The following is a 14982-nucleotide window of genomic DNA, read 5'->3' as shown; positions in this document are numbered from 1 at the left end:
AGGGCTGCGCCATCGGCCCCACCACCATCGTCTTCAGCAAGTCCGATAACAGCAAGGTCTGCTGGATCGCCCCCCCCCGCACGAAAGTACGAGCACCTCTGTCTCGCTGCGATCACGCTGCCGCTGCCCGCCAAGAAGATCCCAACGGTGCCGCCGGGAATCTTCTACACGATCGAGGTCTGCGACACGAACGGCGGCAAGCTGGAGCTTCACCTCGCCAAGATCTACCCGCTGGCCGTGGCGATCGCTGCGTTGGAGGCTGCTTGCGTGGAATGGCCGACTAACGAGGTTACCCTTCGAGATCCTGCCCGGATCGTGCGGAAGCCGGAACTGCCTCCGCGGTGCGCTACCAGGTGACGTTTCGGCGCAGCTCGCTGACCGCGAGGCCGGATGCACTCATAAATCAGTGGCTGAACGAAGCCCTATCGCTCTTTCTGTCGCAGTCTTACGATATTCTGCGCGCAACGCACTCAGCTCTTCTGTTAGGGCTTCCACTTGTTGCTTCAAATCATCGATATTTTGCTGCGATAGAATTGACTCATTTTGTAATTTTGCGACATCCTCACGGAGGCTGCCGATAATTTCAATTAAGATAATTCCGTCAAAATGCATGATCTGCATTAATTGATTCCTAAACTTGGCCAAAATATTAAACATTATGGCAACTCTTCGAAATAAGGGCATTGATTATTCGTCTGCAACTTTGCTGCACTGTCCGCGGGTGGAGCAGGCAGGTGCTGAGGGCAGCGAACTGGCGGCCGCGGCCCGGCGCGGGCGGTTCGGTTGATATGGCGGCGCCGGGCTTCCGCGAGTCGTCGCCCTCCACCAGCCCGCGGCTCGCGGCGAGGCGCTACACGTCGGCGTCGGTATAGACCAGATTGGCAATTTGCCAGTGTTCGAGCTCATCGCCGATCGGCCACACGGCGATATCGGCCGCCCGCAGCGCCGTCTCCGCTTCCATGGCCGGGTCGGACCCGTCGTCCATGCCGCTACGCCGACGCTGCAGTCAGCAGGCATCTGCGGGCGCTCTCCAACCGATCCTCATCGGATCGCTCCGGCATGTCCGCAGCGATCCTCATGACAATCTCCCGCGTGGCTGCCTCGTCCAGGCCGAGCCCGCGCGCGAACCCGTCCAGGCGCCGCATCATGCGCTGGATCGCGGCTTGTTTGTGTGCAGCTTCCGCGTCGTCCGACATGATCGCTAAAGGCCTCCCACGGCGATTAGGACCGACAAAGAAGCGAGCGCCAACATCCCGAAGACACCGAACGCGAGCGCATGGTGTCTCTTGGCAGGTTCACGCGCCCTCAGGGTAACAATCAGGTCCGACGCTGCATAACCGACGATGGGCGCGGAGACCCATAGTACGGCGAACAGGATCCAGCCCATGAGCGTCTGCGGAGTCATGTGACGCTACCGTCTCTTGGGCCGACGCTTTAACGCGGGCCGCAGCGCCTTATCAAGGACACTGCGGATCATCTGGATGATCGGCTCGGCCAGCGTCCCGTAGGTTATCTCGCACGAGCCCTCGACGAGCGCTCGGATTTGCTTGAGCGCTTCGACCGGGTCCATCGGCGGCAGTGTACCAGGCTCAGCTGCCATGACGACGACCTAAAACAGCTTCTCCGTCGTCGGGCTCATCAGACCGAGGCTGTCGGCGAGGTCGAGCAGCTCGCCGTCGCTCAAGCCCTTACCGTCCACGATCCAGAACGCGAAGTCGTCGCCCAGAGGCTCGACCGAATGGCCGGCGGCGATCAGGGCCTCGACGGCTTCCATGACGCGGCCGCGTTCGCTCATCATTTCACCGGGTGCGCCAGCAGGATCGCGGTCCGGACGATATTGTGCTTCCAGGCCGGCGTGTCGGTAGTGAGCGCCTCGGCCGCGCGGGTGTTCGTGTGGATCGTCTCGACGAGGTCGAGGGTCCAGCCCTTCGCCAGCAGGTAGGCCTCAGTCGCCAAATCTGCGAGCACGGCGTCGACCTCCTGATCGGTGACCTCAGGGCCTTGCGCAGCTCGGAGACGGTCGCGGGGGCCTTGGCCATCATATCCCGTTTGGTGGAAGGGTAGATGATGGGTTTGAGGCGTCCGCCTCAGAAATTCAGCAACGGAATCAAAGCAGCTTGGCGGAGGGAGCGGGATTCGAACCCGCGATACCGTTTCCGGTATACACACTTTCCAGGCGTGCGCCTTCAACCACTCGGCCACCCCTCCGTCCGCGAACCGGGCACCCGGACGCGCACGCGGCGTGCCGGGCGCGGCCAGGGCCGCGCGGTGCCGTGCTGTTAGCTGGGTGCGCCGTCCGGCGCAAGGCGCAGACGGCCGGGCGATGCGAAATCCGCCCGGCCGCGTTTCTCACTCCCTCGCCTTACCCCTCGGCGTCGTCGAGGTGGAAGCGGACATGCTCCACGTTCGCCCGCTCGAAGGCCTGCATCACGTGCTGGTAGGAGCGCTCCATGGCGTTGTCCTCGACGCCGGGGCTGTCCTCGGGCTTCAGCACGAACATCAGGAGCGAGCGCCCGGTCACGTCGTAGCCGGAGCCGAACTTGAAGCTCTCCACGTCCTGGCTGTCGGGCAGGTTGGTGTCGAGGAGCCGCGTCCAGGCCACGCCGCCGACCGATTCCGGCAGCGTGAACGTCACGAGGTCGTGATAGGCGTTGAACATGATCAGCAGGGTCGCGTCGCCGCCGCGGCGGTGCAGGCCGGTGGCCTGGGCGCGCCCGTCGAGCTGGACCGCGAAGGCCCGGGCCTCGCCGTCCGACCAGTTCTCACCCGCCATCTCGCTGCCGTCCGGCCGCAGCCACGTCACGTCCTTGACGCCGAACTCCTCGTCGTACTGGCCGGTGAGGAACCGCCCGCGGCTCAGGATCGGCAGGGCGTTGCGCAGGATGATCAGGCGCTGGGTGAACTCGGCGAGATCCCTCTCCTCGTCGCCGATCGCCCCCCAGTCGAGCCACGAGACCTCGTTGTCCTGGCAGTAGGCGTTGTTGTTGCCCTTCTGGGTCCGGGCGAACTCGTCGCCGGCGAGCAGCATCGGCGTGCCGCGGGACAGGAACAGGGTCGCCAGCATGTTGCGCATCTGGCGCAGGCGCACCGCCCGGATCTCGGGATCGTCCGTCGGGCCCTCCACCCCGTAATTGTACGAGAGGTTGTGCGAGTGGCCGTCGCGGTTGCCCTCGCCGTTCGCCTCGTTGTGCTTGTCGTTGTACGAGACCGTGTCGTGCAGGGTGAAGCCGTCATGGGCGGTGAGGAAGTTCACCGAAGCCCAGGGCTTGCGCCCGCGCTTGTTGAACTTGTCGGCCGAGCCCGAGACGCGCGCCGCCAGGTCCGGCAGCAGCCCGCCGTCGCCCTTCCAGTAGGCGCGAACGTCGTCGCGGAACCGGTCGTTCCACTCGGCCCAGCCCGGCGGGAAGCCGCCGACCTGGTAGCCGCCCGGGCCGCAATCCCACGGCTCGGCGATCAGCTTGACGTTGTTGAGCACCGGGTCCTGCCGGCAGGTGTCGAGGAAGCCACCGCCCTCGTCGAAGCCGTAGGGCTCGCGGCCGAGGATCGTCGCGAGGTCGAAGCGGAACCCGTCGACCTGCATCTCCTGCGCCCAGTAGCGCAGGGAATCGGTCACGAGCTGCAGCACCCGCGGGTGCGACAGGTTGAAGGTGTTCCCGGTGCCGGTGTCGTTGATGTAGTAGCGCGGCTCGTTCGGCAGCAACCGGTAGTAGGAGGCGTTGTCGACGCCCTTGAACGACAGGGTCGGGCCCTTCTCGTTGCCCTCGGCGGTGTGGTTGTAGACCACGTCGAGGATCACCTCGAGGCCGGCGCCGTGGAAGCGCGAGACCATCTCCTTGAACTCGGAGAAGGCGAAGTCCGGCACCGCCGCGTAGCGCCGCGCGGGGGTGAAGAACGAGATCGTGTTGTAGCCCCAGTAATTCACCAGGTCCTTCTGCTGCAGGTAGTCGTCCTGCACGAAAGAGTGGACCGGCAGCAGCTCCACCGAGGTGACGCCGAGGCTCTTGATATAGTCGAGCACGTCCCGGGTGCCGAGGCCGGCATAGGTGCCGCGCAGCTTCTCCGGCACCCGCGGGTCGAGCTTGGTCATGCCCTTGACGTGGGCCTCGTAGACGATGGTCTTCTCCCAGGGGATCAGCGGCTTGCGGTGCCGTCCCCAGGTGAAAGCCGGGTCGATGACGCGGGAGCGGCGCGTGTAGGGGGCACTGTCGCGCTCGTCGAAGGTCAGATCGTCGCCCGTCTCCATCTGGTAGCCGAACAGGGCCGGGTTCCAGGTGATCGAGCCGACGAGCCCCTTGGCATAGGGGTCGATCAGCAGCTTGTTGGGGTTGAACCGGTGCCCGGCCTTCGGCTCGTAGGGGCCGTGGACGCGGTAGCCGTAGATCGTGCCGGGGCGCGCGTCGGGCAGGTAGCCGTGCCAGATCTCGTCCGTGTACTCGGGCAGCTCGATGCGCTCGATCTCCTGCTCGCCCTGGTCGTCGAACAGGCAGAGCTCGACCTTGGTGGCGTGAGCCGAGAACAGCGCGAAATTGACCCCGAGCCCGTCCCAGGTGGCGCCGAGGGGATAGGGTTGGCCTTCCTGAATGCGCGAGCGGGTCGCGCGGGCCTGCGATGCGGGACGACGGGAATCGGACATGGACACTCCGGAACGCGACCCGCCCGGCCACGTGCCGCTGCGGGGAGCCCCTGGTGAACGTGCCGGAAACAGCGAAGCTCCCGCAGTGCCGCAAAAATCGCGGGGCGTGACGACCGTGCCCCGCTCAGTTCGAGGCCGCTTCCGTGAAGCTCCGGTCCAAGGCCCGGCCGACGTCGAGCGTCTTCGACAGGATGCCGTACCGCGTCGCCCGGTCCGAGGCGTCTTGCATCTCCTTCACGACGCCCTCGTCGAGCGCGATCGGGCGCGTCCGCTGCGCCGTGTAGGCCGCGCGCAGGACGTCCTCCGGCATCTTGGTCAGCGCGGCCGTGTTCCGGGCGTAGGCCTCCAGATGGTCCAGCGACCAGAGCCGCGCCCGGTTCAGGCGGCTCAGGAAGTCCTGCAGCACCGCCCGCTTGGTGGCGATGGCGCTGTCTGAGGCGACGATGAAGGTGATGGTCGGCGTGAGGCCCGCGCCGTCCGCGATCGGCCGGGCCTTGTCCTTGAGCGTCGCGAACGCGACGTAGGGCTCCCAGACCGCCCAGGCATCCACCGAGCCGGCCATCAGCGCGACCTTCGCGTCGACCGGGTTGAGCGGCGCGAAGGTGGCCTCGGACGGCGCGATCCCGGCCTTCTCCAGCGTCGCGCTGATCAGGAACTGGCCCCAGCCGCCGCGGGTGCCGGCGAGCCGCTTTCCCTTCAGGTCCGCGGCCGAGCGGATCGGCGAATCCGCGCGGACCAGGATCGCCTGCGTCCGGGGATCGGACTTGGTGCCGCCGATCGCCTTGATCGGTGCCCCGGCCGCGACGACCGTGAGGAAGGAGAGGTCGCCGGTGTAGCCGACATCGAGGGCGCCGGCGTTGAGCGCCTCCAGGATCGGCGCGGCGGCGGGGAATTCCGACCACGCGATCCGGTAGGGCAAATCCTTCGCGTAGCCGGCGATCTCGAGGAGCGACCGGTTCCCACCCTTCTGGTCGCCGACCCGCAGGACGACCTCCTCCGCGCGGGTGGCCACCGCGGCCAGCGTCACGGTGGCCAGCGTCATCGTGGCCAGAGTCAGTGCGGTCGCGAGCCGCGCCCCGGCGAGCCGGCGGCCACCGGGCCGCAAGTGAGATCGGATGAACATGGGGCCTGCCGGGATACGCTGCCCACATTGTGCGGGCCCGTTCGGTGGAAGGCCAAGTTTATGCTTGCCGCGAGGGCGGTCAATGAAACGAAATCTGTATTGCCCGCGGTCGGCAAACGAGACGACATCCGGCCGACCTCCGTGGGGAGACGAATGTCTTTCCCCGCGCGCCGCGCCGGTCAGCAGGCGGGCGGGAACGCGTCCGCTAGGTAGGCCCGCACGAAGCCCGGCATCCGCGCGGGATCGATGTCCTCGCGGCCTCGCACCACGTGCATCCCGGCGAGTTCCGGCTCGTCCTCGGCGCCGAGATGGTCGGCGATGCGCGCCACGAGCCGGGCGGCGGGTTCGGGGAAGCGCACCGGCCGCAGGAAGGCGAGCTGGCCCTCCCCCTTCAGCAGAACCCATTCCGTCTCGGCCCCGGCGGGCAGCGCGAGGCCGGTCTCCTCGGCGAGTTCCCGGGCGGCGCTGCCGGTGAGATCGACCCGCGCGCCGCGCACGTCGTCCGGATCCGGGGTGCCACAGGGGAAGTAGAGCTGGCCGGCATTGGCCGTGTGGGCGCCCATCTCGCCGAGCAGGACGGCGCCGTCCGCCGTCCAGGGTACGATCGCCGCGAAGGCGTTGGCGATGCGGGCCTCTGCGTGGGGCCTGTCCCGGTAATAGGTGAAGGTCGCGTAGCGCGTCGCGAACAGGTCGAGCCGGGCGACCCCGTCGGCGACCGCGTGGTCGCAGCACAGCAGGACGGTCCCGTCGAACATGCCGGGGCTGCGGCGCAGCCGGGTCTGCCAGTGGGCCGCGATGGCGGCTTCGTGCACGCGCGGGAAGGCCCAGTCGTGGTCTACGAACCGCGCCGCCACCTCCGCGACGCGGGTGATCCGGAAGCCGTCGGAGACGCCGTCGGAGGAGCCTTCAGACATGCAGGCTGCCGTCCGACAGGATCACGGCGGCGCCGCCGATCTCGACGCCCTGCAGGGCGCCGGCCGCGATCGTGAGCTGGAGCGCGATGTCGCTCGGCCGCCCCATCGCCTCGCCCTGGCGGATCGCCACGTCGTGGGTGCCGTCGCCCAGCGCCTCGAACTGCATCAGCACCCCCGCGAAGGCGGAGGCCGCCGAGCCGGTGGCGGGATCCTCCGGCACGCCGACATTCGGCGCGAACATGCGGACGCGCCAGCGCTGGCCGGTCCCCTCGGGATCCGGGGTGTAGAGGTAGAGCCCGTCGGCCGGATCGGGCGCCTGGGCCGTCCGGGCGGCGTCGAGGGCGGCCACCGACGCCACCGGCACGCAGGTGAAGGTCGGCCCCACGCCGTGGCGGCTCGGGGCGTGCCGGCCGGTGCCGATGTCGCCGGGCTGAAGGCCCAGCAGCGGCGCCAGCACCGCGGGATCGGGACCGAGCCCGAGGTAGTCCGGCAGGACCGGGAGCCGGAACCGGGCCCGTCCGCCGGTCCCGTCCGCCAGGGTCTCGACCACGCAGGGGACAATCCCGATCCCCTCCTCCAGGCCGAAGGCCCGGGCGTCGCCCCGGGTCGGGTCCTGCAGCGCCAGCAGCACGGCGGTGCCGACCGTCGGGTGCCCGGCGAAGGGCAGCTCCCGGGCGGGGGTGAAGATGCGCAGCGACGCCCGGTGCCGGGCCTCCCGGGGCGGGAGGACGAAGACCGTCTCCGACAGGTTGAACTCCCGCGCGATGGTCTGCATGGCGGCGGTGTCGAGCCCCTCCGCGTCGAGCACCACGGCGAGGGGATTGCCGGCGAGCCTCCGCTCGGTGAACACGTCGAGGGTGACGAAGCGGCGCGCCATCGGGTCGGTCCTTGCTGCTCTCTGCGGATTTGGACGGAGCGGTTTGCCGGGGGCGCCTCAGACCGCCTCGACCGGAAACCGCGCGCTCGGGTTCACGTACTCCTCCTGCGCGGCCACCGTCAGGATCTCCCGCGACCCCGCCTCGGCGGTGCGCTTGAGCAGCCCGTAGATCGAGGCCGCCGCGGCGCCGAGCGCCGCCTCGGCCGAGCCGGTGCGGGCATAGTGCACCAGGAACAGCGCCGCGATGCAGTCGCCGGCCCCGTTCACCGCGATGGCGAGCCGGGGCGTCCGGACCCGGAACACCCGCCCCTCCGCGCCCGCGAGCAGGTCGATGCTGTCGGCGGGCGTGTCGGCGCAGAGCGCCGAGGTGACCAGGACCACCCGCGGCCCACGCGCCCGGAGCGCCGCGATCGCGGCCCCGGCCTCCGCCAGGGTGCCGCTCGGCAGGCCGGTGAGGAGGCCGAGCTCGAACTGGTTGGGCGTGAGGATATCGGCGGCCGGGACCGCGCGCTCGCGCAGGAACGCCTCGATGCCGGGGCGCACGTAGACGCCCTCCTCGACGTCGCCGATCACCGGGTCGCAGCAGTAGAGCGCCCGCGGGTTCGCCGCGCGCACGGCGTCCACCGCCTCCAGGATCGCGGCGCCGATCTCGGCCGAGCCCATGTAGCCCGACAGGACCGCGTCGCAGCCGCCCAGGACCCCGCGCTCGCCGATGCCGCGCACCACCTCGCGGATCATCGCCGCATCGAAGACCGGGCCGCGCCACGCGCCGTAGCCGGTGTGATTGGAGAACTGCACGGTGTGGACCGGCCAGACCTCGACCCCGAGCCGCTGCATCGGGAACACCGCCGAGGCGTTGCCGACATGGCCGTAGGCGACGTGGGACTGGATCGACAGGACGTTCAACGCGGGACTCGCTCGTTGTCCCGCTACGGTTAGCCGGTTCCCGCGCCGGCCGCACCCCTGTCCCTTGCCGCCCTCCCCCGCGCGCCTCAGATGGGACCGACCCTCCTCCCATCCCCAGAGCCCCGTTCGGAGCCCCATGGACATCGAAGCCCTGCGCACCTCGACCCTCGCCTTCGTGGAGGCGCACAAGGCCTGGACGCCGGTCATCGCGGGCGGCCTCGCCTTCTGCGAATCGATCGCGATCCTGTCGCTGTTCGTCCCGGCGACCGTGATCCTGGTCGGCATCGGGGCGCTCGTCGGCGGCGCCGACATCCCGTTCTGGCCGGTGGTGATCGCCGCCGCGGTCGGGGCCGCCCTGGGCGACTGGATCTCGTACGAGGCCGGGCGCTGGCTCGGGCCGGGGGCGAAGACCAAGTGGCCCCTGCGGCGCTATCCCGAGCTGATGGCCAAGGCCGAGGCCTTCATCGGCCGGTGGGGCATCGCCGCGGTGGCCCTGGGGCGCTTCTTCGGGCCGGCCCGCGCTTTGGTCCCGCTCTTCGCCGGGATCCTCGGCCTGTCGCGGCTGCCGTTCCAGCTGGCCAACGTCGCCTCCGCGCTGGTCTGGGCCTTCGTCCTGCTGGCCCCCGGGGCCGGGCTGCTCACGTGGCTCGACCGGTGATCCGGCTCGACCGCTGATGCGCCGCTTCCCGCCCGAGCGGATCGTCTGCCTCACCGAGGAGACGGTCGAGACCCTGTACCTCCTGGGCGCGGAGGACAGGATCGTCGGCGTCTCCGGCTACGCGGTGCGTCCGCCCCGGGTCCGCCGGGAGAAGCCGCGCGTCTCCGCCTTCACCAGCGCGGACATCCCGAAGATCCTGGCGCTGGCGCCGGACCTCGTCCTGGCTTTCTCGGACCTCCAGGCCGGCATCGTCGCCGACCTCGCCCGCGCGGGCGTGGCGGTGCACCTGTTCAACCAGCGCGACGTGGCGGGCTGCCTCGCGATGGTGCGCACGCTCGGCGCCCTCGTGGGCCTGCCGGAGCGGGCCGAGACCCTGGCGGCGGGCTTCGAGGTGCGGCTGGCCGCGGCCGCCGCGGAGGTGCGGGACCGGCCGCCGCCGCGCGTCTACTTCGAGGAGTGGGACGCGCCGATGATCTCCGGCATCGGCTGGGTCTCGGACCTGATCGGCCTCGCCGGCGGCCGGGACGTTTTCCCGGAGCTGAGCCGCCAGCCGGCCGCGAAGGACCGGATCGTCACCGCCGAGCAGGTGATCGCGGCCGCGCCCGACGTCATCCTCGCCTCGTGGTGCGGCAAGCGGGTCAATGTCGAGCGCATCCGGTCCCGGCCCGGCTGGGCGGCGATCCCGGCGGTGCGCAACGGGCGCATCCACGAGATCAAGTCACCGCTGATCCTGCAGCCCGGCCCGGCCGCCCTCACCGACGGGTTCGACGCGATCCGGGCCTGCCTCGGGTGATCGCCCCGGGGTGATGCGTGGGGCGATGCCGCGCCGCAGGTGACGGACCGGGCGCGACTTGGCAGGATGTCCCGATTCGGTACAGACGCACCCGCAGACGCATCCCCCGAGTTCGATGTCCGCTTCTCTCGGCCTTCCCGATTCCGCGCCCCCGGCCGTCGAGGCGCTGCTGCCGCCCGACCGACGGCAATCGCCCACGGCCCTGCGCATCCAGCGCGGCGTCCGCCGGCTGTTCTCTGAGATGGGCTGCGTCACCCTGCCGGAATTCTCCCTCGTCAACGGACGCCGCGCCGACGTGATCGCGCTCTGCGGCGCCGGCAAGCTCACCATCGTGGAGATCAAGTCGAGCGTGGCCGATTTCCGCGCCGACCGGAAATGGCCGGATTACCGCGATTTCTGCGACCGGTTCTTCTTCGCTATCCCCGAGGACGTGCCCGAGACGCTGATCCCCGAGGAGTGCGGCCTGATCGTCGCCGACGCCTACGGGGCCGGGATCCTGCGCGAGCCGCCGGAGCACCCGCTGAGCGGCGCCCGCCGCAAGGCCGTGACGCTGCGCTTCGCCCACAGCGCCGCGCGCATCCTGCACGCGCTGGCCGATCCGGGCGCCGTGCGGGAAGGGGCGCTGTAGGTCGCTGACCGTACCGGGGCCCTCGGCGGACCCACAGCCGACGCGGTATTCATCCGACCGGGAAACGTCCTAGAACGGCCGCGCTTGCCGGAACTCCGGCGCCGGGCCCGATCCACCGATGACATCCGTCGCCCTGTTCGAGTTGATCCTCGGTCTCCTCGGCGCGGCCCTGCTGCTGTCGCTGGCGGCCGGGCGCCTGGGCTTCCCGCCGGCCGCCGCCCTCGTCGTCGGCGGCATGGCGCTGGCGGTGGTGCCGGGCCTGCCGGCCTTCGATCTCGACCCGGACCTGATCATGGTCCTGTTCCTGCCGCCGCTCCTGCTGGAATCCGCCTACTTCACCGTCTGGCGCGACTTCCGGGCGAGCCTCGGCCCGATCCTGTCCCTGTCCCTCGGCGCGGTCCTGTTCACGACCCTCGTGGTCGGGCTCGTCGCCCACGCGGTGGTGCCGTCCCTGCCCTGGGCCGCCTGCTTCGCCCTCGGCGCCATCGTTTCGCCGCCGGACGCGGTGGCCGCCAAGGCGGTGCTGGCCCGCGTCGCGCTGCCCCGCCGGATGATCACGGTGCTGGAGGGCGAGAGCCTCGTGAACGACGCCTCGGGCCTCGTGCTCTACCGCTTCGCGGTGGCGGCGGCGCTCACCGGCACCTTCAGCGCCTGGGCGGCGGCCGGCAGCTTCGCGTGGCTCGCGGTGGCGGGTGTCGCGGTCGGGATCGCATGCGGGGTGGCGGTGACCCTGGTGATGCGCCGGATGCACGACGCGAACGCCATCACGGTGCTGAGCTTCCTCGCCGCCTACGTCGCCTACCTCGCGGCTGAGGAGATCCACGCCTCCGGCGTCCTGGCCGTGGTCGCCTGCGGCCTGATGATGGGCGGCCGGGAGCACGAGACCTTCGACGCGCATGCCCGCCGCCATTCCGTGGCGGTGTGGGAATTCGTGGTGTTCGTGCTGGAGGCCCTGGTCTTCGTGCTGATCGGCTTGGCGCTCCGCGGCGTGCTCGCCCGGACCGGCGGCCAGATCGGCACGCTCGCGGCGGAATTGCCGCTGGCGCTCGCCGTCACGGCGACCTGCGTCGTCGCCCGCCTGCTCTGGGTGTTTCCGGCCGTCTACCTGCGGCGGCTCCTGTCGCCGCGGGTCCGCGCGCAGGAGCCCGCCCCGAACCCGGCCGTGCCGCTGATCGTCGGGTGGGCCGGCATGCGCGGGGTCGTGACCCTGGCGGCCGCCCTGGCGCTGCCGGTGGATTTCCCCGACCGCGACGCGATCCTGGTCGCGGCCTTCGCGGTGATCCTGTTCACCGTGCTCGTGCAGGGCACGACCCTGGGGCCGCTGATCCGCAGCCTCCGCCTCGACCCCGCGGCGCACCTCCCCGAGGGCCACCTCGACGCGCCGATGGCCCGCGTCGTCGTGAACGAGGCCGGGCTCGCCGCCCTGCAGGGCCTGGTGTTCCCCGAGACCGGGGCGCTGAAGCACCCGCGCCTCGTGGAGGAGTACCGCCGCCGGGTGCGGGCGGCCTCGCGGGACCGCGACGAGCGGGCGGCGCTGGAGGCCGAGAAGACCGAGCACTTCGCCGCCGCCCTGCTCGCCGTGCGCTCAGGCCGGTCGGCCCTGATCGACCTGCACCGGCAGAACCGGATCCACAGCTCGGTGCTGCGGCAACTGGAGACGGAGATCGACCTGGAGGAGCTCCATCTCAAGCGTCTGGCCGGGACCGGACAGGCCCACGGCTGAGCCGGGGCGCGCCCGTCAGTGGGCCGCGCAGCCGTCCGCCGATTGGCCGTAGCCGCTGTAGACCACCCGGACCTTGCGCAGGCAGCTTCCCTCAGCCTTCGGCGCGGCCGTCACGGGGGCGACCTCCACAGGCTCGACCCGCAGGGTCGCGGCCACCGGCTGGTCTTCGGAAGTGGCGAGCGCGCGGGTGGCGCTCATCACGAAGGGCGTGGCGGCCAGCGACGAGATGGCGAGCGCGGCGAAGACGGCGATGTTCTTACGGCCGAAGCTGGTGCGGGTGCGAGCATTGAACATGACGGGTCGTCCGACGTTTAATATTCGGCAGCGCTGAGGTGCCGAGATCCCCTGTTGCGCTGATAACTTGGCCGTCAGCTCGGCGGTTCCGGTTTATTGCCCAAAAACCGCCACGCTTGAGTGTCCCGGCGCACGTGGGGCGCCGGCGCTCAGAAGATCCTGCGGTACTGCACGAAGCCCGACTTCTCGGCGATCCGATCGTAGAGCTGCATCGCGTCCGCGTTGGTCTCGTGCGTCAGCCAGTGGACGCGGGAGCAGCCAGCGGCCTGCGCGGCCGCGTAGACGTGCTCGATCAGCCGACGGCCGATCCCGAGCCCGCGGGTGCCGTCCGCCACGAACAGGTCCTGCAGGTAGCAGTAGTCGCCGACCGTCCAGGCCGAGCGGTGGCGGATGTGGTGGACGAGGCCGACAGCCTCGGCGCCGCGCCACGCCAGGGCCCCGTCCACCGGCTCGGCCGGATCGTTGAGGCGCTGCCAGGTCGTGTCGGTGACGGCGTCCGACAGGTCGACCTTGTAGAAGGACTGGTAGCCCCGCCAGAGCGGCAGCCAGGCGTCCCGGTCGCCGGGGCCGATCGGGCGGATCGCGAGGTCAGGATCCATGATTCTCTCCGTGGATGCGCAGCCAGCGGACCATCATCGGGACCGCACAGGCAACCCGGGCTGCCGGCGCCGCGCCCCCTCGGTCGACACCCTTCGCCTTGCACCCCTCGCCGCCCGCACCTAAACCGGCCCGCCGGCGCCCCCAGCCGCCGCGCGATCCCGAGCCGCCGAGACCGATGTCCGAAAAAAAATCCTTCCAGGGTCTGATCCTGACGCTTCAGGAATTCTGGGCGGCGCAGGGCTGCGTGATCCTCCAGCCCTACGACATGGAGGTCGGTGCCGGCACGTTCCATCCGGCCACGACCCTGCGGGCGCTCGGCCCGAAGCCCTGGAAGGCAGCCTACGTCCAGCCCTCGCGCCGGCCCAAGGACGGCCGCTACGGCGAGAACCCCAACCGGCTCCAGCACTATTACCAGTTCCAGGTGATCCTGAAGCCGAACCCGCCGAACCTGCAGGAGCTCTACCTCGCCTCGCTCGCCGCCATCGGCGTCGACCTGAAGCTCCACGACATCCGCTTCGTCGAGGACGACTGGGAGAGCCCGACTCTGGGCGCCTGGGGCCTCGGCTGGGAGTGCTGGTGCGACGGGATGGAGGTCAGCCAGTTCACCTATTTCCAGCAGGTGGCGGGCTTCGAGTGCGCGCCGGTGGCGGGCGAGCTGACCTACGGGCTGGAGCGGCTCGCCATGTACGTCCAGGGCGTCGAGAACGTCTACGACCTCGACTTCAACGGCGCCGAGGGCGCCGACCGGATCACCTACGGGGACGTGTTCCTGCAGGCCGAGCAGGAGTACTCCCGCCACAACTTCGAGGCGGCCGACACCGCGATGCTGTTCCGCCAGTTCACCGACGCGGAGGCCGCCTGCCGGTCCTACCTCGCGGCGGGCGCGCCGGACGCGGAGGGCGCGCGCCACCGCATGGCGCAGCCGGCCTACGACCAGTGCATCAAGGCGAGCCACGTGTTCAACCTGCTCGACGCGCGCGGCGTGATCTCGGTGACGGAGCGCCAGAGCTACATCCTGCGCGTGCGCGAACTGGCGAAGGCCTGCGGCGCGGCGTGGCTGAAGACGGCGGCCGGGGGGGCGTGAGGTCGGCGCTGGCGCTCGGCCAGATGGCTGCGGACGACGCAGTCCGGAGTGCCCAGATGCGCCGCCGTCCTTGCGAGCGCAGCGAAGCAATCCAGGGTCGCGCCTCGCTGCCAGACCTCCCGCTGCCCTGGGTCGCTTCGCTGCGCTCGCGATGACGGAGGGTAGCCCCATCGCGGAGCCCCTTGAGCCCTCGCGCGTTGCAACCCCCGCCAACCGGCGCGCCTCGGCGCGTCCGCAGACGCGGGACATGCCCAATGAAGAAGACGATCCTCGCCCTCAGCCTCCTCGGATTCGGCCTCGCCCCCGCGCTGGCGGCCGATCCCGGGCCCGAGGCCACGGTCAAAAAGCTCTACGCCGAGCCGCACCCGAATCACTCCTCCGTGTACTCGAAGCGCCTGCAGGGCCTGTTCGACGCCGACGCGAAGCAGGCCAACGGCGCCACCGGCAACCTCGATTTCGACTACCGCCTGAACGGCGAGCCCCTGAAGCCCGACACGGTGAAGAACCTGACCTTCAAGGAAGCCACCGAGGGTAAGGACCAGGCGAAGGTCACGGTCGAGCGCAAGGGCGGCAACGGCGCCAACGTCATCGTGTACGACCTCGTGCGCGAGGATGGCGGCTGGAAGGTCTCCGACGCCCACGCGATCGGCGACCGGAAGTGGCAGCTCTCGACCATCCTCAAGGGCGAGTCGCGCTGAGCCCCGCGCGCCGACCCTCGACAGGGGTGCGGCGCGGCGATATGGCCGCCC

The 14982-nt window shown here is 70.2% G+C and carries 18 protein-coding genes and 1 tRNA gene; 6 read left to right on the top strand and 13 right to left on the bottom strand.

Annotation, left to right across the window (positions count from 1 at the left end):
- Nucleotides 1-396 precede the first annotated feature (396 nt).
- From C4T42_RS31500 to pdxY, 11 genes are all read right to left on the bottom strand, one after another.
- Nucleotides 397-621 (bottom strand): hypothetical protein, encoded by a 225-nt coding sequence (locus tag C4T42_RS31500; protein WP_146074004.1) that lies wholly within the window; start codon nucleotides 619-621, stop codon nucleotides 397-399.
- Nucleotides 622-850: 229 nt separating this feature from the next.
- A complete protein-coding gene (locus C4T42_RS32745) occupies nucleotides 851-985 on the bottom strand; it encodes a hypothetical protein (RefSeq protein WP_272481331.1) in 135 nt (44 codons plus the stop codon).
- 4 nt (nucleotides 986-989) lie between these two features.
- A complete protein-coding gene (locus C4T42_RS17135) occupies nucleotides 990-1196 on the bottom strand; it encodes a hypothetical protein (RefSeq protein ID WP_042671553.1) in 207 nt (68 codons plus the stop codon).
- A gap of 413 nt (nucleotides 1197-1609) precedes the next feature.
- Nucleotides 1610-1795 carry a hypothetical protein gene (locus C4T42_RS17125; RefSeq protein ID WP_083916129.1) on the bottom strand — a complete coding sequence of 62 codons (186 nt, stop codon included), beginning with the start codon at nucleotides 1793-1795 and terminating at the stop codon, nucleotides 1610-1612.
- Nucleotides 1795-1968 carry a hypothetical protein gene (locus C4T42_RS17120; protein WP_244435205.1) on the bottom strand — a complete coding sequence of 58 codons (174 nt, stop codon included), beginning with the start codon at nucleotides 1966-1968 and terminating at the stop codon, nucleotides 1795-1797. Before C4T42_RS17120 ends, C4T42_RS17125 begins: the two co-directional genes overlap by 1 nt.
- Nucleotides 1969-2118: 150 nt before the next feature.
- Nucleotides 2119-2208 (bottom strand) — tRNA-Ser (locus tag C4T42_RS17115).
- Between the two features lie 154 nt (nucleotides 2209-2362).
- A complete protein-coding gene (gene glgX / locus C4T42_RS17110) occupies nucleotides 2363-4633 on the bottom strand; it encodes a glycogen debranching protein GlgX (protein ID WP_042671550.1) in 2271 nt (756 codons plus the stop codon).
- A 124-nt stretch (nucleotides 4634-4757) separates the two neighbouring features.
- Complete coding sequence (locus C4T42_RS17105) at nucleotides 4758-5756, bottom strand: ABC transporter substrate-binding protein (RefSeq protein ID WP_103985511.1); 999 nt, start codon at nucleotides 5754-5756, stop codon at nucleotides 4758-4760.
- A 179-nt stretch (nucleotides 5757-5935) separates the two neighbouring features.
- Complete coding sequence (locus C4T42_RS17100; protein ID WP_103985510.1) at nucleotides 5936-6670, bottom strand: NUDIX hydrolase; 735 nt, start codon at nucleotides 6668-6670, stop codon at nucleotides 5936-5938.
- Nucleotides 6663-7547, bottom strand: a complete 885-nt coding sequence (locus C4T42_RS17095) for a PhzF family phenazine biosynthesis protein (protein ID WP_103985509.1) — start codon at nucleotides 7545-7547, stop codon at nucleotides 6663-6665. Before C4T42_RS17095 ends, C4T42_RS17100 begins: the two co-directional genes overlap by 8 nt.
- A 57-nt stretch (nucleotides 7548-7604) precedes the next feature.
- Nucleotides 7605-8453, bottom strand: coding sequence for a pyridoxal kinase PdxY (gene pdxY / locus C4T42_RS17090; protein ID WP_012318146.1), 849 nt, complete (start codon nucleotides 8451-8453; stop codon nucleotides 7605-7607).
- A gap of 136 nt (nucleotides 8454-8589) precedes the next feature.
- Between pdxY and C4T42_RS17085 the strand changes: the two genes are divergently transcribed.
- The 4 genes from C4T42_RS17085 (at nucleotide 8590) to C4T42_RS17070 (ending at nucleotide 12255) form a co-directional block, all read left to right on the top strand.
- Nucleotides 8590-9111, top strand: a complete 522-nt coding sequence (locus C4T42_RS17085; protein WP_103985508.1) for a DedA family protein — start codon at nucleotides 8590-8592, stop codon at nucleotides 9109-9111.
- Between the two features lie 16 nt (nucleotides 9112-9127).
- The gene (locus C4T42_RS17080; protein ID WP_103985507.1) at nucleotides 9128-9904 is read left to right on the top strand and encodes a cobalamin-binding protein; all 777 of its coding nucleotides are present in this window, start codon (nucleotides 9128-9130) and stop codon (nucleotides 9902-9904) included.
- Between the two features lie 115 nt (nucleotides 9905-10019).
- On the top strand, nucleotides 10020-10532 hold the full coding sequence (locus C4T42_RS17075) for an MmcB family DNA repair protein (RefSeq protein WP_020092473.1): 513 nt from the start codon (nucleotides 10020-10022) through the stop codon (nucleotides 10530-10532).
- Nucleotides 10533-10650: 118 nt separating this feature from the next.
- A complete protein-coding gene (locus C4T42_RS17070) occupies nucleotides 10651-12255 on the top strand; it encodes a Na+/H+ antiporter (RefSeq protein ID WP_103985506.1) in 1605 nt (534 codons plus the stop codon).
- Between the two features lie 15 nt (nucleotides 12256-12270).
- Here the strand turns inward: C4T42_RS17070 and C4T42_RS17065 are convergent, their stop codons facing one another.
- Together C4T42_RS17065 and C4T42_RS17060 are read right to left on the bottom strand one after the other, a co-directional pair.
- The gene (locus C4T42_RS17065) at nucleotides 12271-12549 is read right to left on the bottom strand and encodes a hypothetical protein (RefSeq protein ID WP_103985505.1); all 279 of its coding nucleotides are present in this window, start codon (nucleotides 12547-12549) and stop codon (nucleotides 12271-12273) included.
- A gap of 149 nt (nucleotides 12550-12698) precedes the next feature.
- Entirely contained in the window at nucleotides 12699-13148 is a 450-nt protein-coding gene (locus tag C4T42_RS17060; protein WP_103985504.1) for a GNAT family N-acetyltransferase, read from the bottom strand.
- A 176-nt stretch (nucleotides 13149-13324) separates the two neighbouring features.
- Between C4T42_RS17060 and C4T42_RS17055 the strand changes: the two genes are divergently transcribed.
- Nucleotides 13325-14233, top strand: a complete 909-nt coding sequence (locus C4T42_RS17055; protein WP_103985503.1) for a glycine--tRNA ligase subunit alpha — start codon at nucleotides 13325-13327, stop codon at nucleotides 14231-14233.
- Nucleotides 14234-14487: 254 nt separating this feature from the next.
- The gene (locus C4T42_RS17050) at nucleotides 14488-14931 is read left to right on the top strand and encodes a DUF3828 domain-containing protein (RefSeq protein WP_042671538.1); all 444 of its coding nucleotides are present in this window, start codon (nucleotides 14488-14490) and stop codon (nucleotides 14929-14931) included.
- Nucleotides 14932-14982: the final 51 nt, after the last annotated feature.

It is taken from the genome of Methylobacterium sp. 190mf (assembly GCF_900107945.1).
Taxonomy (GTDB): domain Bacteria; phylum Pseudomonadota; class Alphaproteobacteria; order Rhizobiales; family Beijerinckiaceae; genus Methylobacterium.
The sequence above is the reverse complement of the archived record's forward strand: the minus strand, read 5'-3'. Positions and strand labels throughout refer to the sequence as shown.